This is a genomic window from Chryseobacterium oranimense (assembly GCF_900129755.1).
Lineage (GTDB): Bacteria > Bacteroidota > Bacteroidia > Flavobacteriales > Weeksellaceae > Chryseobacterium > Chryseobacterium oranimense.
Genome location: NZ_FQWT01000005.1, coordinates 213,254 through 233,978 on the forward strand (window position 1 = coordinate 213,254; position 20,725 = coordinate 233,978).

18 protein-coding genes are annotated in these 20,725 nt (G+C 37.9%); 9 read left to right on the top strand and 9 right to left on the bottom strand.

Annotation, left to right across the window (positions count from 1 at the left end):
- Positions 1–454: 454 nt before the first annotated feature.
- From BUB03_RS15945 to BUB03_RS15955, 3 genes are all read right to left on the bottom strand, one after another.
- Positions 455–1,780, bottom strand: a complete 1,326-nt coding sequence (locus BUB03_RS15945; RefSeq protein ID WP_073064976.1) for a sigma-54-dependent transcriptional regulator — start codon at positions 1,778–1,780, stop codon at positions 455–457.
- 186 nt (positions 1,781–1,966) lie between these two features.
- Positions 1,967–2,866, bottom strand: coding sequence for a DUF4267 domain-containing protein (locus BUB03_RS15950; RefSeq protein ID WP_073064978.1), 900 nt, complete (start codon positions 2,864–2,866; stop codon positions 1,967–1,969).
- A 73-nt stretch (positions 2,867–2,939) separates the two neighbouring features.
- Positions 2,940–3,518 (bottom strand): Crp/Fnr family transcriptional regulator, encoded by a 579-nt coding sequence (locus tag BUB03_RS15955; RefSeq protein WP_073064981.1) that lies wholly within the window; start codon positions 3,516–3,518, stop codon positions 2,940–2,942.
- A gap of 208 nt (positions 3,519–3,726) precedes the next feature.
- On the opposite strand from BUB03_RS15955, the gene BUB03_RS15960 reads away from it, so the two are divergent.
- On the top strand, positions 3,727–6,594 hold the full coding sequence (locus BUB03_RS15960) for a M16 family metallopeptidase (protein ID WP_073064983.1): 2,868 nt from the start codon (positions 3,727–3,729) through the stop codon (positions 6,592–6,594).
- An 88-nt stretch (positions 6,595–6,682) separates the two neighbouring features.
- Here BUB03_RS15960 and BUB03_RS15965 read toward each other — a convergent pair whose 3' ends face one another.
- From BUB03_RS15965 to BUB03_RS15975, 3 genes are all read right to left on the bottom strand, one after another.
- A complete protein-coding gene (locus tag BUB03_RS15965; protein WP_073064986.1) occupies positions 6,683–7,765 on the bottom strand; it encodes a GNAT family N-acetyltransferase in 1,083 nt (360 codons plus the stop codon).
- Positions 7,762–8,760 (bottom strand): polysaccharide deacetylase family protein, encoded by a 999-nt coding sequence (locus BUB03_RS15970; RefSeq protein WP_073064988.1) that lies wholly within the window; start codon positions 8,758–8,760, stop codon positions 7,762–7,764. The genes BUB03_RS15965 and BUB03_RS15970 overlap by 4 nt, the downstream gene beginning before the upstream one ends.
- A gap of 68 nt (positions 8,761–8,828) precedes the next feature.
- The gene (locus BUB03_RS15975) at positions 8,829–10,967 is read right to left on the bottom strand and encodes a S46 family peptidase (protein WP_083538970.1); all 2,139 of its coding nucleotides are present in this window, start codon (positions 10,965–10,967) and stop codon (positions 8,829–8,831) included.
- 75 nt (positions 10,968–11,042) lie between these two features.
- Between BUB03_RS15975 and BUB03_RS15980 the strand changes: the two genes are divergently transcribed.
- The gene (locus BUB03_RS15980) at positions 11,043–11,750 is read left to right on the top strand and encodes a copper resistance protein NlpE (RefSeq protein WP_228417910.1); all 708 of its coding nucleotides are present in this window, start codon (positions 11,043–11,045) and stop codon (positions 11,748–11,750) included.
- A gap of 29 nt (positions 11,751–11,779) precedes the next feature.
- Here the strand turns inward: BUB03_RS15980 and BUB03_RS15985 are convergent, their stop codons facing one another.
- Positions 11,780–12,427, bottom strand: a complete 648-nt coding sequence (locus tag BUB03_RS15985; RefSeq protein ID WP_073064990.1) for an MgtC/SapB family protein — start codon at positions 12,425–12,427, stop codon at positions 11,780–11,782.
- A 211-nt stretch (positions 12,428–12,638) separates the two neighbouring features.
- On the opposite strand from BUB03_RS15985, the gene BUB03_RS15990 reads away from it, so the two are divergent.
- The 7 genes from BUB03_RS15990 (at position 12,639) to BUB03_RS16020 (ending at position 16,848) form a co-directional block, all read left to right on the top strand.
- Positions 12,639–13,196: a YdeI/OmpD-associated family protein gene (locus BUB03_RS15990; RefSeq protein WP_073064993.1), complete on the top strand. Its 558-nt coding sequence runs from the start codon at positions 12,639–12,641 to the stop codon at positions 13,194–13,196.
- A gap of 25 nt (positions 13,197–13,221) precedes the next feature.
- Positions 13,222–13,620: an immunity 22 family protein gene (locus BUB03_RS15995; RefSeq protein ID WP_040996546.1), complete on the top strand. Its 399-nt coding sequence runs from the start codon at positions 13,222–13,224 to the stop codon at positions 13,618–13,620.
- 6 nt (positions 13,621–13,626) lie between these two features.
- Complete coding sequence (locus BUB03_RS16000) at positions 13,627–14,187, top strand: hypothetical protein (protein ID WP_073064996.1); 561 nt, start codon at positions 13,627–13,629, stop codon at positions 14,185–14,187.
- Positions 14,188–14,261: 74 nt separating this feature from the next.
- Complete coding sequence (locus BUB03_RS16005) at positions 14,262–14,726, top strand: hypothetical protein (protein WP_073064999.1); 465 nt, start codon at positions 14,262–14,264, stop codon at positions 14,724–14,726.
- Between the two features lie 35 nt (positions 14,727–14,761).
- Entirely contained in the window at positions 14,762–15,394 is a 633-nt protein-coding gene (locus BUB03_RS16010; RefSeq protein WP_073065002.1) for an FEKKY domain-containing protein, read from the top strand.
- Between the two features lie 45 nt (positions 15,395–15,439).
- Positions 15,440–16,174, top strand: coding sequence for a hypothetical protein (locus BUB03_RS16015; RefSeq protein ID WP_073065005.1), 735 nt, complete (start codon positions 15,440–15,442; stop codon positions 16,172–16,174).
- Between the two features lie 95 nt (positions 16,175–16,269).
- Positions 16,270–16,848 carry a hypothetical protein gene (locus tag BUB03_RS16020; protein ID WP_073065008.1) on the top strand — a complete coding sequence of 193 codons (579 nt, stop codon included), beginning with the start codon at positions 16,270–16,272 and terminating at the stop codon, positions 16,846–16,848.
- A 315-nt stretch (positions 16,849–17,163) separates the two neighbouring features.
- Here BUB03_RS16020 and polA read toward each other — a convergent pair whose 3' ends face one another.
- Both polA and tssD read right to left on the bottom strand, forming a co-directional pair.
- Positions 17,164–19,998, bottom strand: a complete 2,835-nt coding sequence (gene polA, locus BUB03_RS16025; RefSeq protein ID WP_073065011.1) for a DNA polymerase I — start codon at positions 19,996–19,998, stop codon at positions 17,164–17,166.
- Between the two features lie 241 nt (positions 19,999–20,239).
- Entirely contained in the window at positions 20,240–20,650 is a 411-nt protein-coding gene (gene tssD, locus BUB03_RS16030) for a type VI secretion system tube protein TssD (protein WP_040996554.1), read from the bottom strand.
- Positions 20,651–20,725: the final 75 nt, after the last annotated feature.

Below are 20,725 nucleotides of genomic sequence, written 5' to 3' on the forward strand. Positions count from 1 at the left end.
TTTGAAATTGTCATTTTTAAAATATTTTATTTGAACCCTATAGGCCAAAATAAAGTCCAATTTCAAAAAAAATTCACAACTGTATATTATACAATACCTTACAAAATAACATGTACTCACCGGAAATACAAAAGCCTATCATTTTGATAGGCTCGTTTATTGAAATGATAGGGCTAAGATTTCAGACAGAAACTGTCAATGTGAATTTTTCTTCGCAAGTGAAGAGGAAATGATAAGCTAGAATTCAAAGTAAAAATATTATTACTGATGGCCTCGAGAACCTCAGCCATCAGATATCGGGTATTTATTCAATATTTCCTGAAACATCAAATTCAGACAATAAAAGTATTCATGCCAGCTGTTCCCAACCAGCAACACCCAACAAGTAACTAGCTATACATCAATTATTTTAAACCTGAAACATTAAACTTTCAAACCCGAAACCCGAAACCCGCTACCTCAATCCATACTCTTCAAGCTTGCGGTACAGCGTCGCAACGCCTATCTCCAGTAATCTTGCAGCTTCGGCTTTATTGCCTTTTGTGTACTGAATAACTTTTTGGATGTGAATTTTTTCCAGAGATCTTATGCTTAAAGAATCGCTTTCAGGAATTGTTTTATCTGAATAATGCGGAAGGCTTTCTGCATCAAGAGTGTTATTTTCCATTAAAATAAGGCTTCTCTCTACAGCATTTCTAAGTTCGCGGATATTCCCTTTCCAGTCATTTTTTTCCAGGGTTTTATAGTAATCGGGACTCACCTGAAGGTCGGAAAGATGCAGTTTTCGGGAAAAAATATCAATGAAGTGTTTGGCCAGTACTTTCAGGTCTTCTTTTCTTTCCCGGAGCGGCGGAAGGTGAATTTCAAAAACATTCAGCCTGAAATAAAGATCTTCCCGGAAATGGCCTTGCTTTATTTCATCTTCCAGATCCCTGTTGGTTGCAGCAATAAGCCTGAAATCCGACTTAGAGACTTTTGTTTCCCCCATTTTGATAAACTCGTGTGTTTCCAGTACGCGGAGCAGTTTTGCCTGAAGATCTATAGGCATCTCCCCTATTTCATCCAGGAACAGAGTTCCTCCGTCAGCTTCTTCTATCAGCCCTTTCTTATCTTTTACAGCTCCGGTAAATGCACCCTGTTTATGACCAAAAAGCTCACTTTCCAGGATTTCTTTACTGAAAGCCGAACAGTTAATCGCTACAAAATTATTTTTCTTTCTGTCGCTTCCTTCGTGGATGGCATTAGCAAAAACTTCTTTTCCGGTTCCTGTTTCTCCGGTCAGAAGGACAGCGGCATCCGTTAAAGCCACTTTTTCGGCCAATTTTTTAGACTGCAGAATTGACGGCGAAGTTCCGATGATCTGTCCAAATCCTTTTGATGTATTGGTCTTCTGGACAATTTTAGAGCGGTTATCTTTTACTTTTTCCAAAGCTTTATATACCAGCGGAATGATCTTCTCATTATCATCGCCTTTCACTAAATAGTCATAAGCTCCGTTTCTCATCGCCTGAACAGCATCGGTGATATTCCCGAAAGCGGTCATCAGAATAATTTCCAGATGGGGATATTTTGTTTTGACGGATTTCACCAGCTCTACCCCGAAAGCATCAGGAAGGCGTACATCGCACAAAACGACATCAAAATCATACTGTTCAAGCATCGTCATTGCTGAACGTGCTGTTGAGGCTTCTTTTACATTAAAATCTTCTTGGGAAAGGATCATTCCTAGTAATTTCAGGAGCTTGATCTCGTCATCGATGATCAGAATATTTCCGTGCATGGTGTGGTTTTTCGAAAACTACTGCAAACTTATTGAATTTATTTTGGAAAAGAAGTAAAGAAGGGGAAATCAGCAAATGCCTCCTTAAGGTTTCATGCTTAAAAATATTTCACCTGTACACCTTAGTGTTAACTTATTCTCATAGGATCTGAAATATAAATATACTCTACGGATATATCAATGCTGTTATTTTTTACAATACTGTAGTTCCAGTTTTTTCAGATTTCCATTTTTTATTGCTCTTTTCGCAATATAAGTAAATAATGGTTCTATCATTTTTTGAAAACCTATCATTTGTGAATTATTCAAATAGATAAACAGTGCAAGATCGGATAATTTTTTAGGTGTTCCTGATGTATTTGTCAGTTTATCTTTTGCGAGTCCGTTTAAAATCAGAATTGAATGTTCAAAGTTTTTATTACCTGGGCTTACAGTCACTTTTATTAAACATTCATCATTTGAAGTATTATGAAAATAGTGTTTTTCGTTCGGTTCTATTATGATAAGATCATTTTTTCGCAACTGATGAATCTGATTATTCCGCCCAACTTCCAATGTTCCTTTCAGCACTTCGAAAGTTTCTGAGAAAAGTGTATGATAATGCCACGGAGTCTTTTCTCCCGGGAGAATATTAAATTCAATGATGCTTTCCTTATTTTCATCTGCCGATTGGATAATTTTCGTTAAACCAGAAAAATCATTAACAGGTCTTTTTTTACTCTTTAACAAAATTATTCCGGATAAGAAGCAAACAATAATTGCAACAATATGGGGAATAGCCTGTATTATACCTGTATAATCTTTATTCAGAACAATCAACATATCTACAGTTGGAATAATAGTTCCTAACAATAAAGTTACCGCCAATGCTTTTGTCTGCTTACTCAATACAAAAACACCAATAAGCAAACCTGAAAATAAATCCCGTATTCCTTTAATATAATGGAAAGAATAATCATCCTGCTCATTAAAATGTATTCCATAACTCATTTCTGCTGCTTCCGGACTTATTAAAAATCTTGCTCCGATGAAAATTAATCCTAATCCTGTAAGGAAAGCCACTGCAATTAAAATATTTTTTGTCATAACTGTATGTATTTAAATTATAACGCAAAATTCTACAACCTGGGCTCAAAGTCCGTGCACCCAGGTTAATAAATCACTTCAGATTTGAAATTCTTTTACGGATACGGCTAAGGGATTGAGGTTTTACGCCTACATATGATGCAATGTGATATTGGGAAATTCTCTGCTGCAGATCAGGGTGTTTTTTAATGAATTTCTCATACCGGTATTCAGGTGTATCTGTATAAAATGAACTAAGATCTTGTAATGTCTGGATAAATACCTGTTCGATAACAAGCCTGCCAAAACGTTCTCCCTGCCTGATAGATTTATAGAATATCTGCAAATCATCATAAGAAATTTGCAAAATTTCGCAGTCTTCCAATGCCTGAATAATTTTTGTGGATGGAGTCTGAGGAATAAAACTCTCGTTGTTGCAAATAAAATTATTTTCCTGTGCAAAAGCATAGGTTTTATCTTCTCCGTCATGGTTAATATAGTAACGCATTAATCCTCTTACAATAAAACCCACTTGTTTACAAACCTGTCCTTCTGCTAGGAAAAAGTCTCCCTTTTTGACGGATTTTTCTTTAAACAGTAACCGTATATTATCTATTTCCTTTGAATCTAAGTCTATAAAAGATTGTATGCTGATAATTAACTTTTCTGTCATTTGTCTGTTACGTTAAAAATTATAAACAAGCGATATAAAAAATTTATAAAAAGAGACGATATACTTTAGGGATCAGCTGATCTGAATAATCCTTGTATGATATAAATCAAAACTATAGATGCAATAATACGGAAATTCCGGTTTGTTCTTTTCTGAATCCTTACATTTGTAATGCATTCCGATTTTCAGGAATGAAATGAGTTAGCTTATGATTGACAAAAGATACAAAGAAACAGTTCATACAGATAAAAACAACTACGAATATATCACCATTCCCAATGACGAAAACAAGGTAAGAATTTATATTTTAAAGAATGGCCTAAAGGTTTTTCTTGCCCAGAATTTTGATGCTCCGAGAATCCAGACGTACATCCCTGTGAGAACAGGAAGCAATAATGATCCGGCTGACAATACAGGTTTGGCGCATTATCTTGAACATATGATGTTTAAAGGGACTTCAAAATTAGGCACGCAGAACTGGGAAAAAGAAAAGGTGCTCCTTGACCGGATCTCTGCCTTGTATGAGGAACATAAAGCAGAACAAGACCCTGATAAAAAGAAGGAAATCTATAAAAAAATAGATGAAGTTTCCCAGAAAGCCAGCCAATATGCCATTGCCAACGAGTATGATAAAGCTATTTCTTCACTTGGCGCCAGTGGTACGAATGCGCATACCTGGTTTGATGAAACGGTTTATAAAAACAATATTCCCAATAATGAGCTTGAAAAGTGGCTTAAAATAGAGAAGGAAAGGTTTTCAGAGATCGTACTTCGTCTTTTCCATACGGAACTGGAATCGGTATATGAGGAGTTTAACAGGGCTCAGGACAATGATTCAAGGCTTGTCAGTTATGAACTGATGGCTGCCCTTTTTCCAACCCATCCCAATGGCCAGCAAACGACACTCGGAAAGCCTGAACACCTGAAAAACCCTTCTATGAAGGCTATCCATAAGTATTTTGATGAATATTATGTCCCCAACAATTATGCGATGGTTTTGGTGGGAGACCTGGATTTTGAAGAAACGATTCAGCTTGTCGATCGGTATTTTGGAACCATTCCGTACAGGGAGCTTCCTAAAAAAACGCCTGTTACCGAACAGCCGCTGACAGAAATTGTAAAAAGGACAGTGAAAAGCCCTACCACTCCAAGGGTTCAACTGGCATGGAGAACAGATAGCTTTGGAACAAAAGAGGCTATGCTGGCAGATATCACAGCCAATATTCTCAGCAACAGAGGGGAGGCCGGACTGCTCGATCTGAATATTAATCAAACGCAAAAAATGCTTTGGGCACAGGCTTTCTCTGTAGGATTAAAACAATACGGATATTTTTCTATCGTAGCTGTACCGAAGGAAACGCAAACCCTGGATCAGGCAAAAGATATGGTTCTGGAACAGCTTGAACTGATTAAAAAGGGAGACTTCCCGGACTGGATTCTTCCTGCCATCATCAGTGATTTTAAACTTCAGCGTTTAAAAGGGCTTGAAACAGCGGATGGACTGGCTACAAACCTCTATGACATCTATATCAAAGGAAGATCCTGGGAGCAGGAACTGAATGAGATGGATGAATACCAGGCTTTCACCAAGGAAGATGTGATCAATTTTGCCAATACATTTTTTAAGGAGAATTATGTGGTGGTTTATAAGGAAAAAGGGGTAAACGATCAGCTGGTAAGAGTTGAAAACCCCGGAATTACCCCAATTAAAATCAACCGTGATGCCCAGTCTGAATTTTTAAAGGAAATTACTGCTGAAAAAACGGAGGACATACAGCCGGAATTCATTGATTATAAGAAAGAAATCTTCACAGATACAGTAAAGGATAAAAAGCTGAGCTTTGTCCGCAATAAATACAATGATATTGCCCAGGTGCACTTTATTTTCCCTTTCGGAAGCGATAACGACAGGGATCTTGGAATCTCTACGCAACTTTTACAGTATCTCGGAACTGAAGACCTTTCGCCTGAGGATCTGAAAAAGGAATTCTTTAAGATCGGGATCAGCAACGATTTTAAAACAACAAATGATCAGCTTCTGATTTCACTCAGCGGACTGGAAGAAAATATTGAAAAAGGAATTGCTCTTCTTCAACACTGGATGTATGAGGTAAAACCTGATCAGGAAATCTATAAGCAGTTTGTAGAAACGGTTTTGGAAAACCGTCAGGCCACGAAGAAAGACAAGAACCGTATTATGACGGCACTGACCAATTATACCAAGCTGGGCAGCTTCTCCCGCTACACCGATATTATTTCGAAGGAAGAACTTGAAGCCGCCAATGCAGAAGTATTTACAGACAGGATGAAAAAGCTTTTCAAATATCCTTACCAGGTATTTTTCTATGGAAAGGATCTTGAAAATTTCAAAAATTACATCGGAAAGTATGTAGAGAATGAGATTTTTCAGATCCCGGAACCTAAGCAGTACCCTGAACCGGAGACCAGCGGAAATGTCTATTTCATGAATTATGACATGGTACAGATGGAAATGAGCAAAGTGGGAAGAGGACATGAGGTAAATACTTCAAACTTCGGAAAGATCAATGTTTTCAACGAATATTTCGGAAGAGGTCTTTCCTCCATTGTTTTCCAGGAAATCCGTGAAAGCAAAAGTTTAGCCTATTCCGCTTATGTTTCCTATGCTGCGAATTCCGAACTGGGACATCCTGATTATATTACTACTTACATCGGAACACAGCCGGATAAGCTCCAGATCGCCGTAAATACGATGAGTGAACTGATGAGTGAACTTCCCGAGGTTCCTATCCAGTTTGAAAATGCTAAAAATGCAGCCCTTAAGCAAATTGCATCAACAAGAATCACCCGTAACAATATATTTTTCAATACGCTGCGGTTAAAAAAACTCGGAATCTCCCATGATTTCAGAAAAGATATCTATGCGCAGATCGAAAATCTGAAATTTGAAGATCTGAAGGCATTCTACCAAACAGAGATTAAACCTATCCATTTCAACACTGCTATTATCGGCAAAAAAGAGAATCTGGATATGGAAGCAGTCAATCAGATGGGAACTTTTAAGGAGTTAACATTAAAAGAAATTTTCGGGCATTAAACTAAAAATATATTCAATAAAAAAAATCGAGAACTGTTCTCGATTTTTTTATTGGTATCTGGAAAAAGAGTTCCGAAGAATTTTACGATTATGTCATCATACAATCCCCATCACCATCCTGGTACTGCGGATCGAATCCTTCCGGAAGATGTTGAATGAGAAGTTTATGAAACATATATCTTCTCTCAAAATCACGTTCGTAAATCTTTGGGAATATTTTAGATTCCTCCAGTTTTTTATTCAGCTCTTTCTGGTAGCTGGTTAAAATTTTCACTTTATTTTTGACAATAAAATAACTGAGGAATTCAATAAAACAGTCTAAACCGGAAGCTTCCGAAAACAGATAGGGAATCTTAAGGCTTCCGTCCCTGAGCTGCAACAGAGAACACGTTATCAAAGTATTTTTATCATCATAGATTTTTACCCAAACATATTTAAAAACCTCAGCATAGCTCGAAAACAGGTAATGGTCATCCTTCTTCCTGCCTTCCAGTACCCACGGATTTTTTATAAATACATTGATTTCATCTGCATTCCTTTTGCTCTGGAATTTTGACATTAATTCTGAGCTTTCGGCATCAATATAATCAAGGGTTTCAAATTTGAACTTAGGCTTTTTGACAGTTGAATTTTTTAATGAAATTAAAGAATTGGCAACTGCATCAGCGACCTGGAAAAGAGGTGCCAGCGCCTTTGTTCCGGGCTTTTTCTCGGGAATAACACCTGCTGCATCCGAGCGGAAATAATATCTTTTTCCTGCTTTTGGATAAACATATTCGAAGACGCCAAGCATATTGTAAAGGGCTTCTGCTTCTCTGGTAAATTCTGTCGCGATAATATTGCCGTCATATTCTTCAAACATCTTATTCAGCAATGTTTTTGCAATCCTTTTCCCACGGAATTCTTCGCTCACAAAAAGGGTACTCAGCCAGGCGTAATTGAAGATTTTTCCGTCGATTAAATAATTATCGGGAAAACAGCCTACATATCCCGCCAGTTTACCGTCATAAAAGGCCAGAACCAAAAGCGTCTGGTCGTCCAGAGCCTTCAGATTCCTGATCTGGGATTTTGCCCGGTGTGCTGAAATGGGAAGAAAATCAAAGCTGCTGAAATCTCCTGAAGAAATGAAATCTTCCAGTTGTTTTTTGTTAAATGTCTTCAGCTCCGTCATTTTCTCACTATTTTATTTTTGTTGATTATTTTTTTCAATCTGAAATAAGCAATTTCTTTTTTTAATATTTCTTTTCCGCTTGTTCCCATTTCCATCGGAATCCTGTGAAAAAGCTGCTCAACACTGTCCAATTTTACGCCTGCGCTTCCGAAGCAGCAGAATAGTTCTTCATTTTTAAACAGCTCATCAAAAAAGTCTTTCTTTACTCCAAAATCTGTGAAGGGAAAAGCAAAACTCTCATACATAAAATTGTTTTCTTTCAAATAATTAAAAGTCCGGTCTGTACTTTCCATCTGTTCTTTCAATGAAAGTTCACCATATTTTGGATGGTCCCAGCTGTGGGAGGAAATTCCATAGCCTTTTTGAGTCAATGTTTTTAACTGCTCTGTTGTAAGATAAGGAGTATGCTCTCTTAAATAAGTATCACAGTCGATTCCCATTTTTTCGGTAAGCTGATCCAATAAGTCTCTTTGATGATAGCTGATTTTTAAAACCTGTTGCTTAAAGTCTTCTTTTGATGGATTTTCCATGGAAAGCATCTTATAGATTTCCGGATCTGCTATCTTTTCTTTTTCCGCTTCATCAATGATTAAGCTCGCCTTACATCTGAACATCAGCTCCTGATTATTAATAAAAGCAGGATTTATAAAATTGCAGGCATAGAACCCTTTCCGTTCCAAAACAGGAAGTACGGTATCATAAAACTCTCTGAAGCCGTCATCAAATGTGAGCAGGGCAATTTTTTTCTGAGGCTTAAAATTTCCCTTAACAAAGTCTTTAAATTCTGACCAGCTGACAAACTGGAAATATTTTGAAAGACAATCCAGATCCTCTTCAAACTGTTTGGTGTTTTTATACTGAATGATGTGTTTAATGTGTGGTAAATTGTCATCAGAAACACAGTGATATACAGGCAGGCAGTAGTCCAGCGGAAAAGAGTTCCCGATGTTTTCCGTTTCAAAGGCTGCGAGCAAACTGATGATCTTATCTTTCATCTCTGTTAAATAAAAAAATCTATTCAAATGGAATTTAAATAGATTCTTAAAGGTATTACTTTTATGGATTATTTGATCACCTTCATTTCGTCGATCAGCCATTTGGAATCGGCATATTTATCGATGATGAAAAGGATATATTTCGTATCAACCATGATGTTTCGGCTGAAACGCGGGTCATAATTAATATCACTCATCGTTCCCTCCCACTGTCTGTCGAAATTAAGACCTACAAGGTTTCCGTTGGCATCAAGAGCCGGGCTTCCCGAGTTTCCTCCCGTGGTATGGTTGGTAGCCGTGAATCCTACAGGAACATCTCCTGTTTTGTCTTTATAGATGCCGTAATCTTTCTTGTTGTAAAGATCAATCAGTTTTTTAGGAACATCAAACTCATAATCACCCGGAATATATTTTTCCATCACTCCTGCCAGATGGGTTTGATAGCCATAAGAAACGGCATCTCTCGGTGTAGAACCTTTTACCTTTCCATACGTTACACGAAGTGTAGAGTTGGCATCCGGGAAGAATTTTCTGTCTTTATCGGTAGCCATCTGCTGAGCCATGAATTTCTTTTGAAGCTCATCAATTTTTCCCTGAAGAGAGGTAAACTGAGGATCTGCATTTTTCATATACGTTTCTTTCATGGAAACATACAGCTGATAAATAGGGTCTTTTTTCAACGTTTTGATCAGCTTGTCCTGATTGGAGAATGCTTTTTCAATATCCCCTGTAAGGGTTGCCCCGTTTACCTGAGCTCTTCCTGTGATGATTGAGTTTTTAGACATTTCTTCGATCACCGGAACGTTCTGGTTTTCGTCTTTATATTTGGCAAAACCTATTGGTAAGAACTGAGGAGCTGTTTTATTGGCATATAAGGTCAGTAATTTTGCCGTCACTTTGGCATCAAGTTCTGCACTGTAATCTTTGTAGAAAGACGTTACTTTTGTTTTTAATTTGGTAAGCTCTTTGTCGTCCATCTTACCGGCTTCCACAGAAGCTATATAGTCGTAGTAATCTCCTGCAAGCTTCAATGTTTCAGCATTTCTTACTACTTCTGTGTAATAGGCATTGTTTAATGCGTAGGGTGCCTGATCATTGTAAAGTTTGTTCAGCTGATCCAGAGTAGCTTTGATCTCATGGTTTTTTGCCACCAGAGAACCTTCATACATTACTTTTTTCTCCACTGCATTCGACTTTTTCAAGCCTTCTACCTCACCAATCCATTTTTTCCAGTAATTGGCTACTGAAGCATATTTTGAAGCATATTTAATACGGGTTTCACTATCTGTACGCATTTTCTCGTCCAGTGTTTTCAGGGCCACCTCACGTACGGCAATTCTTGCAGGATCTATATCAGTCATGATCTTTTCTACAGCTACTGCAGGAAGATATTCGGTAGTTTTACCCGGGAAACCGAATACGAATGTAAAATCGTTTTCCGTCTTATCTTTTATAGAAACCGGAAGGTAATGCTTCGGAACATAAGGAACATTGTCTTTTGAATATTCTGCAGGCTTGTTGTCTTTCCCCGCGTAAATTCTGAACATGGAGAAATCTCCGGTATGTCTAGGCCAAACCCAGTTGTCCGTATCACTTCCGAATTTCCCTATGCTTTGAGGCGGTGCTCCAACCAGACGGATATCTTTGTAAGTTTCCGTGGTAAAAGCATAATATTTGTTACCATAATACATTGATTTTACAATGATCGACTGGTAGGATTCTATTTTCTGCGAGTTTTTATAAACTTCGATATTTTTATTGATCTTTTTAGTCAGTTCAGGCTCTACAAGGTTGTCTGTACCTTCCAGGATCTGATCTGTCACTTCTTTGATATCTACAATGAAGTCTACTTTTACTCCCGGATTCGGAAGTTCTCCGTCGGGATTTTTAGCCCAGAATCCATTGGAAAGAAGATCGTTCTGAACCGTGGAATGTGCCTGGATCTGCCCGTAACCACAGTGGTGGTTGGTCAGTAATAATCCTTTAGGTGAAATAATCTCTGCAGTACACCCGCCATTAAACTGTACCACTGCATCCTTTATGCTTGGCTTCTGGGTATTGAAAATATCTTTGGCAGAGATCTTCATTCCCAAATCCTTCATTTCCTTTTCATTCAGCTCTGTAGGAATCCACATTCCTCCATATTGTTGCGCAAATGCCATTGCAGCCGGCAAAAGAAATACAGATAAAAGTATCTTTTTTGTCATAATCAAAATTTTGCCCCAATTTACAAAGAATATTATACATATGCCTTACGCGGGCGAGGAAATATCACGGCAGAGATGAAGAGTCAAGAATCAAGAACCAAGACTTCAGATGTGAGATTTCAGATTTCAGACTGTTTCCTCAATAATTTAACTATTAACCAGAATCTGGCAACATCAATCAAACTCTCAAACCCTAAAACTCCCAAACTCTACACCCCTCCGACTCCCCTCTATGGCTTGGTTTTTGTTTCAAATAAAGCACTTAAATTATTAATATATCTAAATTATCTCATCATGATGAATAGCAAATTGTTCATTCTGGGCATTGCATCGGCTGCATTTTTAGCATCGTGTAACCCTAAAGAAAAAACGACTGAAACTACGGATACCACAACGGATTCAGCAGCTGTACAGACCACACCATCTGACAGCATTGCAAAAGCAACTCCTACAGCTCCGGGTGATACTTCGGAAAATGCCCTTGACTGGCCGGGAACTTATGAAGCCGTTGTTCCATGTGCAGACTGCCCCGGAATTAAGACATCGCTTACCATTAACAATGATAAAACGTTCAGCATTACGGAGGAATATCTTGAAAGAAACTCCAAAAACCAGGATAAAGGAACTTTTGAATGGGATGCTGCAGGAAGTATCATTACTTTAAAAGGAAAAACTGCCGCCTATAAGTATAAAGTAGGTGAAAATGTCCTTATTCAGCTGGATATGGACGGTAAAGAAATAACAGGTCCGAACAAAGACCTGTATGTGTTCAAGAAAAAATAAAGGCTCAGGCCTTTATTTTTTTGTTTTAGCTAAAATTGAAAAGCTGTAATTTTAGAATCGTTAATGAGGCTTTTAATAACCTCATCATGCTTTTCATGCTTCCCGGTGAGCCTCAAGGTAATGGAAAGATTTCCCTGTGTGTACTGCAGTTTCAACATGAAATGCCTGAGGTGATGTTCATCAAATATTTTTTCGCAATGCTTAATATCCTCAGATCCGGCAACAGTTATTCTATATTCCCTGATTTTATGGCTGGTATCTATAAAATTCTGAAGATAAATAAGGGCACTCAGGATCAAAAGGACCAATGTGGTTCCTAACAATGAAAGATAAACGTATCCTGAACCTACAGCCATTCCTATTGAAGCAGTCGCCCAGATGGTAGTAGCAGTGGTAATTCCGTCAATCTTATTATCGCCTTTAAAAATCACTCCCGCTCCCAGAAATCCGATCCCGGTAATGATATTGGCCGCCAGACGGTCCGGGTTTTCCACCCCGATCTTTATGGAAAGAATGGTAAAGAGGCAGGATCCGAAGCATACCAGGATAAAGGTCCGGAGACCGGCAGATTTGTTCCGGTATTCACGTTCTGCGCCGATCAGCAATCCAAGAAGGACGGAGATCAGTATCAGCAGCAGCTCGTTCTGTACCGTGTAGTGATCCTGAAGGAATTCCATTGTGTAGAGTTTTACCTGAATAAAATTACAATAAAAAAGTTTATTTTACTATTTTTTAATACATGCTTTGTATTGTTTAAATCCGGGTGTAAAGGAAAAGTTTTGTAATATTACATTTTAATATCAAATCTGCTCACTTCTAAAAGGTTTTCGATATTCTTAAACCACTAAGAAAGGTAAAGTTTAAATAAATCATCAATAAAGATCCACAATGACGCCTACTTTTTTTGCCACCAAGGAAGAATTCAGAAAGTGGCTGGAAGAAAATCATACAAAGGAAAAAGAAATTCTGGTCGGTTTTTATAAAAAAGGGACCGGAAAACCTTCTATGAACTGGTCCGAGTCTGTGGATCAGGCTTTATGTTTCGGATGGATAGACGGCGTAAGAAGGTCTCTGGACACGGAGAGCTATACCAACCGTTTTACTCCGAGAAAACCGAACAGTACCTGGAGCCTTATCAATATTAAAAAAGTGGAAGAGCTTACAAAAGCCGGCCTGATGACCGAAGAAGGGCAAAAAGCGTTCATGGCAAGAAAAGAAGATAAAACAGGGATCTATTCGCATGAAAATGAGAATATTTTTCTTGATCCGTTATATGAGAAACGGTTCAAAGCCCATGAAAAGGCATGGATTTTTTTCAAAAAACAGGCCCCGTCTTATCAAAGGACGATCATTCACTGGCTGATGAGTGCCAAACAGGAAAAAACAAGTCTTTCTAGACTGGAAAAGGTTATTCAGGAAAGCGGACAATTAAAAAGATTAAAATAACATACAATACATTAAAAAATAATTTATGGAGAAAGAGATTTCACACTTCTGGCTGGGATATTTTAAAAATGAAGATGAGTTTAATGATTTTGCGGAAGAGGACGAAAGATATTACACCGAAGAGGAAAATGAAGACCTGTACGTTTCAAAATTTGCAGAATCACAACATATTCAGTGGTTTGACTATGACTTTATGGAGTATGGCTTTGAGGATGAAAGCTTAGGGATTTATGAAAAATTTTCAGATTATTCTTATGCCGACCAATGGCTTCCGATTGTGGAACAAAAGATCAACCAGCTGGGCCTGGAAACTCCGGTCAACGCTATTATTTTCGCCAATAAACATGTGATTCCCAACCCTGTTTCCGTGAACGATGAAGAATATGCTTTATACTACATCGGCGAGATTGAATATAATGTTTAGCCTTATATGGGAAGAGCTGCAATAAAGGATCATGAAAATCTGCTGAAGGTTTTTGTGATCCTTCTTGAATATGGAGCAATAAAGAGAAGTACTATTAATTCATGGGCTGATTCTATTTTGGCTTCTGAGGATGAATCTGAATATGAATTCATTGAGCTTTCCACTGCTACAAATGGTCATGATACCACTCAAATCTTAAAGAAGAATTCTGCAGAAGCTGATCCGGAAATTACTTACAGAGCTGTATTAGGAATTTTGTATCATATGCTTCAGGATGGAAAAGTGATTTTAAAAACCGTTTTTGAAATCGCTACTTTTATTTCTTATGAAAAATCCCTCACTTCTGACGAGCAGTTTCTTCTCTACCGTTTTGATGAACATGTTGAACTTAACCTGAATGATGTTTATGAAACATCACAACTTTTTAAAACTAATTTTTTGGATCTGCTTAGTATATACAAAAATTTTACACTTAACAATCACAATAAATGGCCGGATATCAATGAGAATACAAAGCAGAATCTGAATATCCGACTTGAAGCAGTTAAAAAGAATTATCCCTATTGAAAATTAGATTATTCAGCAAAATTACTTTATCGGCAATTTAAAATTTTAATTATCTTAGGCTTAATAAAGTACGGATGAAACAGATTCTATTTATTTTGCTGATATTTTGTACATCAACTGCATTTGGACAGAATAAATGTACGTTAAAACTTGAATCCGGCACCACTCATCTGCAGGAAAAAGGAATCATAGAGCTGTCTGTAATGAATGCAGGAAACAAAAAAGTTAAGATCAATAAAATTTTTTCTCCTTACAGATTACAGCTTGTCAAAATCAGGGAAAAGGAAAATAAAATAGACTATACAGCTGATGTAGACTGCTTCACCGACTGTATAAAAAAAACAGTAAAGCTAAAACCGGGAGAAAGTTACAGGTATACAATTCCGATCAGAGAAACCATCCAATATGCCAAGCTTATGAATGGCAGAACGTATAGTTTCCATCTGTTTTTTGACCTTGTTGACCTTACTCCTGAAGATTGTAACGTGTATGGCCTGACGGATAAAGAAGTTGTATATACAAAAGTAAGCCCGCAATAAAAATATTATAATCTTCTTATAAAACACAAACCAATATGTACAAAACACTCATTACTGTTAATATAGCTGTAATTCTTTTAGTTACTGCAGTTTATATCTCAGGGTATTATTTAATCAATTATCCTGTACAGTTTGATTTCTGGTATGTACTTAAAGAATCTCAGTTACAATACCTGCTGGTTGGTTTTGCCATAACAGCTCTTGTTTCTTACCTTATCAGCAGTTTGGATTTCAAGAATTTAAGTTTTAAGGACAAATTTTCACGAATTTTCCCTGTGCTAAACTCTCTGATTCTGGTATTTCTTATTTATACCGCCACAACTGCCTTTGTAAAAAATAAAAGAGAGCTTAGCAACCTGGAAAAAAACTATACCCGGGAAGCTGAAAATGATATTAAAAAAGATCAGATCGTCATGAGATATGGCGGATTTCTTCTTCCTCCCTATGATGAGGAAACCACCCGGAAGATAGATGGAATTTATAAAAAATATGGCATCATTTCAAAAAACACCGGGTGTATTATTGATGCAATGGATATAATAGCCCGGGAAAAGTACACCGAAATCACCAATTCCTACCTTGAAAAAAGGAATGGAAAAGACTGGAAAAAAACAATGGAAAAAGAGATTGACAACCTGAAGAAAAAACAGAACCCGGGAGTTAAATAGGCAATCAATTATTAGAGACTAAAATTTATATAAAAACAAAACCCATTGAAAAAGATCATCCATCTAATCGCTTCATTCCTTCTCCTGCTCTATTCCTGCAAGAAAGAGAAAGGAACGGTTACTGATCAGAAAAAAAACGCTGTAGAAAACGTCATTAAGTCAGATACAGCAACTTATCGGATTTCTGGAGCATCAACTTCCTCTTTTAAAAGTAACAAACCGTCTGATCTTGTTCCTGCAGGATATGAAATCCAGTACGATGCGGAAGGAGACCTTAATCTGGATGGACTTTCTGATAGGGCTCTTGTCATCAGAAAAAAAGAAGATACGCTGGCTGCCAGGAAAATGATGATCCTGATAAAAAATACTGATAAAACATATAGACTGGATAAGATTTCGGATACGGTTCTTCCTGATGAGTATAATGAAGCCGGCTATAAAATGCATGACCCGGAGGATATTTCCATTGAAAACGGAGAACTGAATATCAACCTTTATGATATCGGACCGTATGGAAACCAGTTCAGCAGGTTTAAATACCTGAACGGAGACCTTATTCTTACCTATATCGAGACTTACAATATGGGAGCCGGCTCCCACTCTGCCCTTTATTATGAGCCTGTGAAAGGAAAACTAATCCTTGAAACGGTAAATACCATGAAAGAGGAAATGCCGTCAGAATCCAAAACTTTTCATCTCAAAAAAGAAAGGTACGTATTTGAAAAAACATCTCCCGAAGATATTGTGCAAAAAGTCTACAGATCTGTGCATGCTGAATGATACAGTTATAAAAATAGCGAGAAAGGGTAATTGATAGTCGTTTGTAATCATTCGAAATTTGTAGATACAACAATAGAATTAAAAACAACAATATCATGAAAACTCTACATTTCGGACTCTTAGGTAAGGAAAATACAAGTCCTTTTATCATTACTGCTATCCTGTACAGCATTTTCCTGTGCCTGCCTTTTATTTATTTTTTATATCTGAAGGGCCAGCCCCATTCCTCTAATTTTGAAAACATGGATGAAGAAGGAAAAACCATCGTTGTAAAAAACTGGACAGACAATGCGGAGTCCAGGCAGTTTAAACTGCTTACAAGAGTTTCCATTTTCAGTGCCGCTTTATCTTTCGGGGCTTTGGGTGCAGCAGTAAGCCTTATTACCCGGGCAAGAAGATCGGGTGCTTTTAATCATAAAATAACCATCAGGGAACTGATTTCCATACAAACCATAGGTGCGGTTTTCGCCTTTATCCTTTCGCTGATTTTCATGGGTGAGATGATTGGCGGCACATTGTTTCCCAATGCTGATGAATTTTACTATATCATTTACATTCCCGCGGCTCTGGCAAAGCTTCTCGTCTGGTCATTTCTGGCTGGTTTTGCCGAAAGATTTGTTCCTAATATTCTTGAAAACCTTACAAAACTGAAGGATGTCAATGAAGAATCATGAAAATATTTGAGTCTTTTTCTACAATTAATACAAAAGTAGTATTTCACAGGAAGTTAAAACTTCTTATCTTTATCTGGTATTGAATTGAATGAAGCGTCATTCTTTTGAAATACAGATCTTAAAAAAAACCGAGACGAAGGTAAAATCAATGAGGTGAAAAATGATTACACAAAATTTTCCGCATAGGCAGGAAGTTTTAGAAGGCTAAAGTTTTTAGTCTTCTTTTTGTTTAAAATAATTTATCTGAATAAAATTGAAATCAAAAAAAATAAGGTGAGCCAACAACCCACCTTATTTTAATTATGTACTATTTTATTAATGTGCTTCCAGCCAGTTATTCCCGACTCCCACTTCTACCAGTAAAGGTACCTGTGTTTTCAAAGCACTTTCCATCTCGGTTCTGATCAGTTTTGAAGCTGCTTCAATCTCGTCTGCCGGAGCTTCAAATATAAGTTCGTCATGCACCTGAAGAAGCATTTTAGTCTGCAGCTGCTGTTCTTTAAGCTCTTTATCAATTTTGATCATAGCGAGCTTCACTACATCAGCAGCACTTCCCTGAACCGGTGCATTTACGGCATTTCTTTCTGCATGGCCTCTTACCACAAAATTATTGGAATTGATATCTTTTAAATGACGTTTTCTTCCTAAAATTGTTTCCACATACCCTATCTGGCGGGCTTTGCTTACCTGTTCCGCCATATATTCCTTTAGTTTCGGATAGGTTTCGAAATAGGCTTCGATCATCTGCTTAGCTTCGGTCCTTGAAAGACCGGTCTGTTCTGCCAATGCAAAGGCTCCCTGTCCGTAAATAATTCCAAAATTAACGGTCTTGGCCTGGCTTCTCTGGGTTTTGGAAACTTCTTCCAGAGGAATTTTAAACAATTTAGCAGCCGTTGATGCGTGAATATCTTCTCCATCCTGGAAAGCTTTGATCATATTCTCTTCTCCTGAAATCTCAGCAATCAAACGAAGCTCGATCTGCGAATAATCGGCAGAGATGATCTTTTTGCCTTCGCCGGACACAAAAGCCCCTCTGATCTGCTGTCCGCGCAGTGTTCTGATCGGAATATTCTGGAGATTGGGGTTTACACTCGCAAGACGTCCTGTAGCAGCTGTAGTCTGGGAGAAATTGGTATGTACCCTGCCATCCTGCTTATCGATCTGCGAAGGAAGTGCATCCACGTAGGTAGATTTTAATTTCTGGTAGGTTCTGTATTCCAGGATATGCTTGATGATTTCATGTTTTGAACTCAGCTTTTGAAGAACATCTTCTGAAGTTGCATACTGTCCTGTTTTTGTTTTCTTGGCTTTAGGATCCAGCTGCATTTTTTCAAAAAGGATTTCTCCGAGCTGCTTGGGAGAATTCATATTGAATTCTTCTCCGGAAAGCTCAAAAATTTTAGATTCCAGCTGTCTAAGGTCATTTTCAAGATCTACGCTTTCCTGGGCCAGCCATTTTTCATCGAGTGAAATACCGGCGAGTTCCATTTTTGCCAGAACTTCCATCAACGGCATTTCGATGTTGAAGAAAAGCTCTTCCAGATTTTCTTTTTTCAGCTGCGGAGCAAAGAGCTCGTACAGCTGGAACGTTACGTCGGCATCTTCTGCTGCATAATCGGTTTGTGTTCTCAGGTCTGCATCTCTGAAAGTCCCTTGTTTTTTACCTTTTTTTCCAATAATGGTTTCAATGGAAACCGGTTTATAGTTGAGATAGACTTCGGAAAGGTAATCCATTCCGTGCCTTCCGTCCGGGTTCAGCAGGTAATGGGCAATCATGGTATCAAACATGGCCCCTTTTACTGTGATATCGTACTGCTTTAATATTTTATAATCGAATTTCAGATTATGTGCAATTTTCAAAAGGTCTTCCTTTTCAAAGAAAGGCCTGAAAATTTCCAGGGTCTGAAGCACTTCTCCTTTATCTTCAGATAGCGGAATGTAATAAGCCAGACCTTTTTTGTAGGAAAAACTCATTCCTACGAGTTCTGCTTCCAGCTCATTCAATGAAGTGGTTTCTGTATCAAAGCAAACTGCTTTCTGCTTTAATAAATTGTCTACCAAAACTTTTTGGGCTTTCGGATTGTTAACAAACTGGTAGAGATGGTCATTATGCTCAATAGAACTTTTGGTGGAAGTTGCCTGATCGAGTTCTTCAAAATTGGCAAAAAGATCCAGCTGCATTACCTGTCCTTTTAGTTCTGTAACAGCAGCGGTCTGTTTGATCTCAACTTCACTTACTACCACAGTTTCTACAGAAGCCGAGGCAAAGGCACGGTAAAGGTTTTCGTACAGTCTTCTGAATTCAATTTCATCAAAAACTTCTTTTACTTTTTCAAAATCCGGTGTATCAAGATCATACTGCTCCTGATGGAATTCTATCGGTGCATCGCATATAATCGTTGCTAATTTTTTTGATAAAATTCCTCTTTCTGCAGAAGCTTCCACTTTCTCTTTAAGTTTTCCTTTCAGCTTATCCGTATTCGCCAGCAGGGTTTCTATATTTCCGAATTCTTTTAGGAACTTCATGGCTGTCTTCTCTCCTACACCTTCTAATCCGGGTATATTATCTACGGCATCCCCCATCATGGCAAGAAAATCGATGACCTGTTTGGGATCTTCTATTTCGTATTTTGCTTTTACTTCTTCTACTCCCAGAATTTCTATATCGCCTCCCTTTAAGCCGGGTTTATAGATTTTAATTTTATCTGTCACCAACTGGGCAAAATCTTTGTCCGGTGTAACCATGAAAGTGGTATATCCTTCTTTTTCTGCTTTACAGGCAATGGTTCCTATCACATCATCTGCTTCATACCCTTCAACTCCCAGGATGGGAATATGCATCGCCTCCAGAATTCTGTGAATGTATGGAATAGCAATCTTGATCGCTTCAGGAGTTTCGCTTCTGTTGGCTTTGTAATCCGAATAGTCATCCGTTCTTACACTCGCCTGCCCTACATCAAAAACAACTGCCAGGTGGGTTGGTTTTTCTCTCCTGATCAACTCGATCAGGGAATTGGTAAACCCGAAAATAGCAGAAGTATCCAACCCCTTGCTGGTAAGCCTTGGGTTCCTGATCAGTGCGTAATATCCTCTGAAAATCATCGCATAAGCATCGATGAGAAAGAGTCTTTTATCTTGTGTTGCGTCCATAATGTCTATAATGAACAAATATAAGAAAATAGGAATATTTCTTCGGATTAATAAGTAATGAATTGTGAGTTTTGAGGTGAGGGTAAGAGTTGGAGGATTTTAGAGTCCAACTCAATCTCAACCTTTTTATATCTCATGTTTGATATCTGCTATCCAAAATACTGCAGTTTCCATAAAAAAACAGAACAGCATTTCTGCTGTTCTGTCTGATGTTATTTTTTAATAAAAGACTTGGGTCTTCTTAATGACCGGATGAAGGCCACATTCCACGATACTCAGAAGTACCAAGAGTGATAACTTCTGCACTGATCACGAAGCTGATTAGCATACTGTTGCTGTCAATTGCATCGAAATCCACTTCGTGCTGGATCACGTATCCGTTTTCCCACTTCAGGGTAGTAAGCGTACCTTCTTCATGAGATTTGTTGAAAGTAACTTCTCCAGTTGTAGGCTTATATTTTCCGTTTAATAAACTTTCCAGAATATCAGATTTTTCGGTAGCTTCTACTGTAACTTTGATCAACGCGTTTGAAGGATCTGATGCTACACGTCCTGAAACGTCTGTAGATCTTGATACGCTGTAGTTAAGTTTTAATAGTTTCTGACCTTCTCCTCCGTTGAATTTTAAGATTCCTCTTGAATTTGCTGCCATGTTTGGTGGTTTTAAATGTTATATATTATGTGAATAGTGATTGATTACAGAACAAAGATAGACCCGATCCGGGTA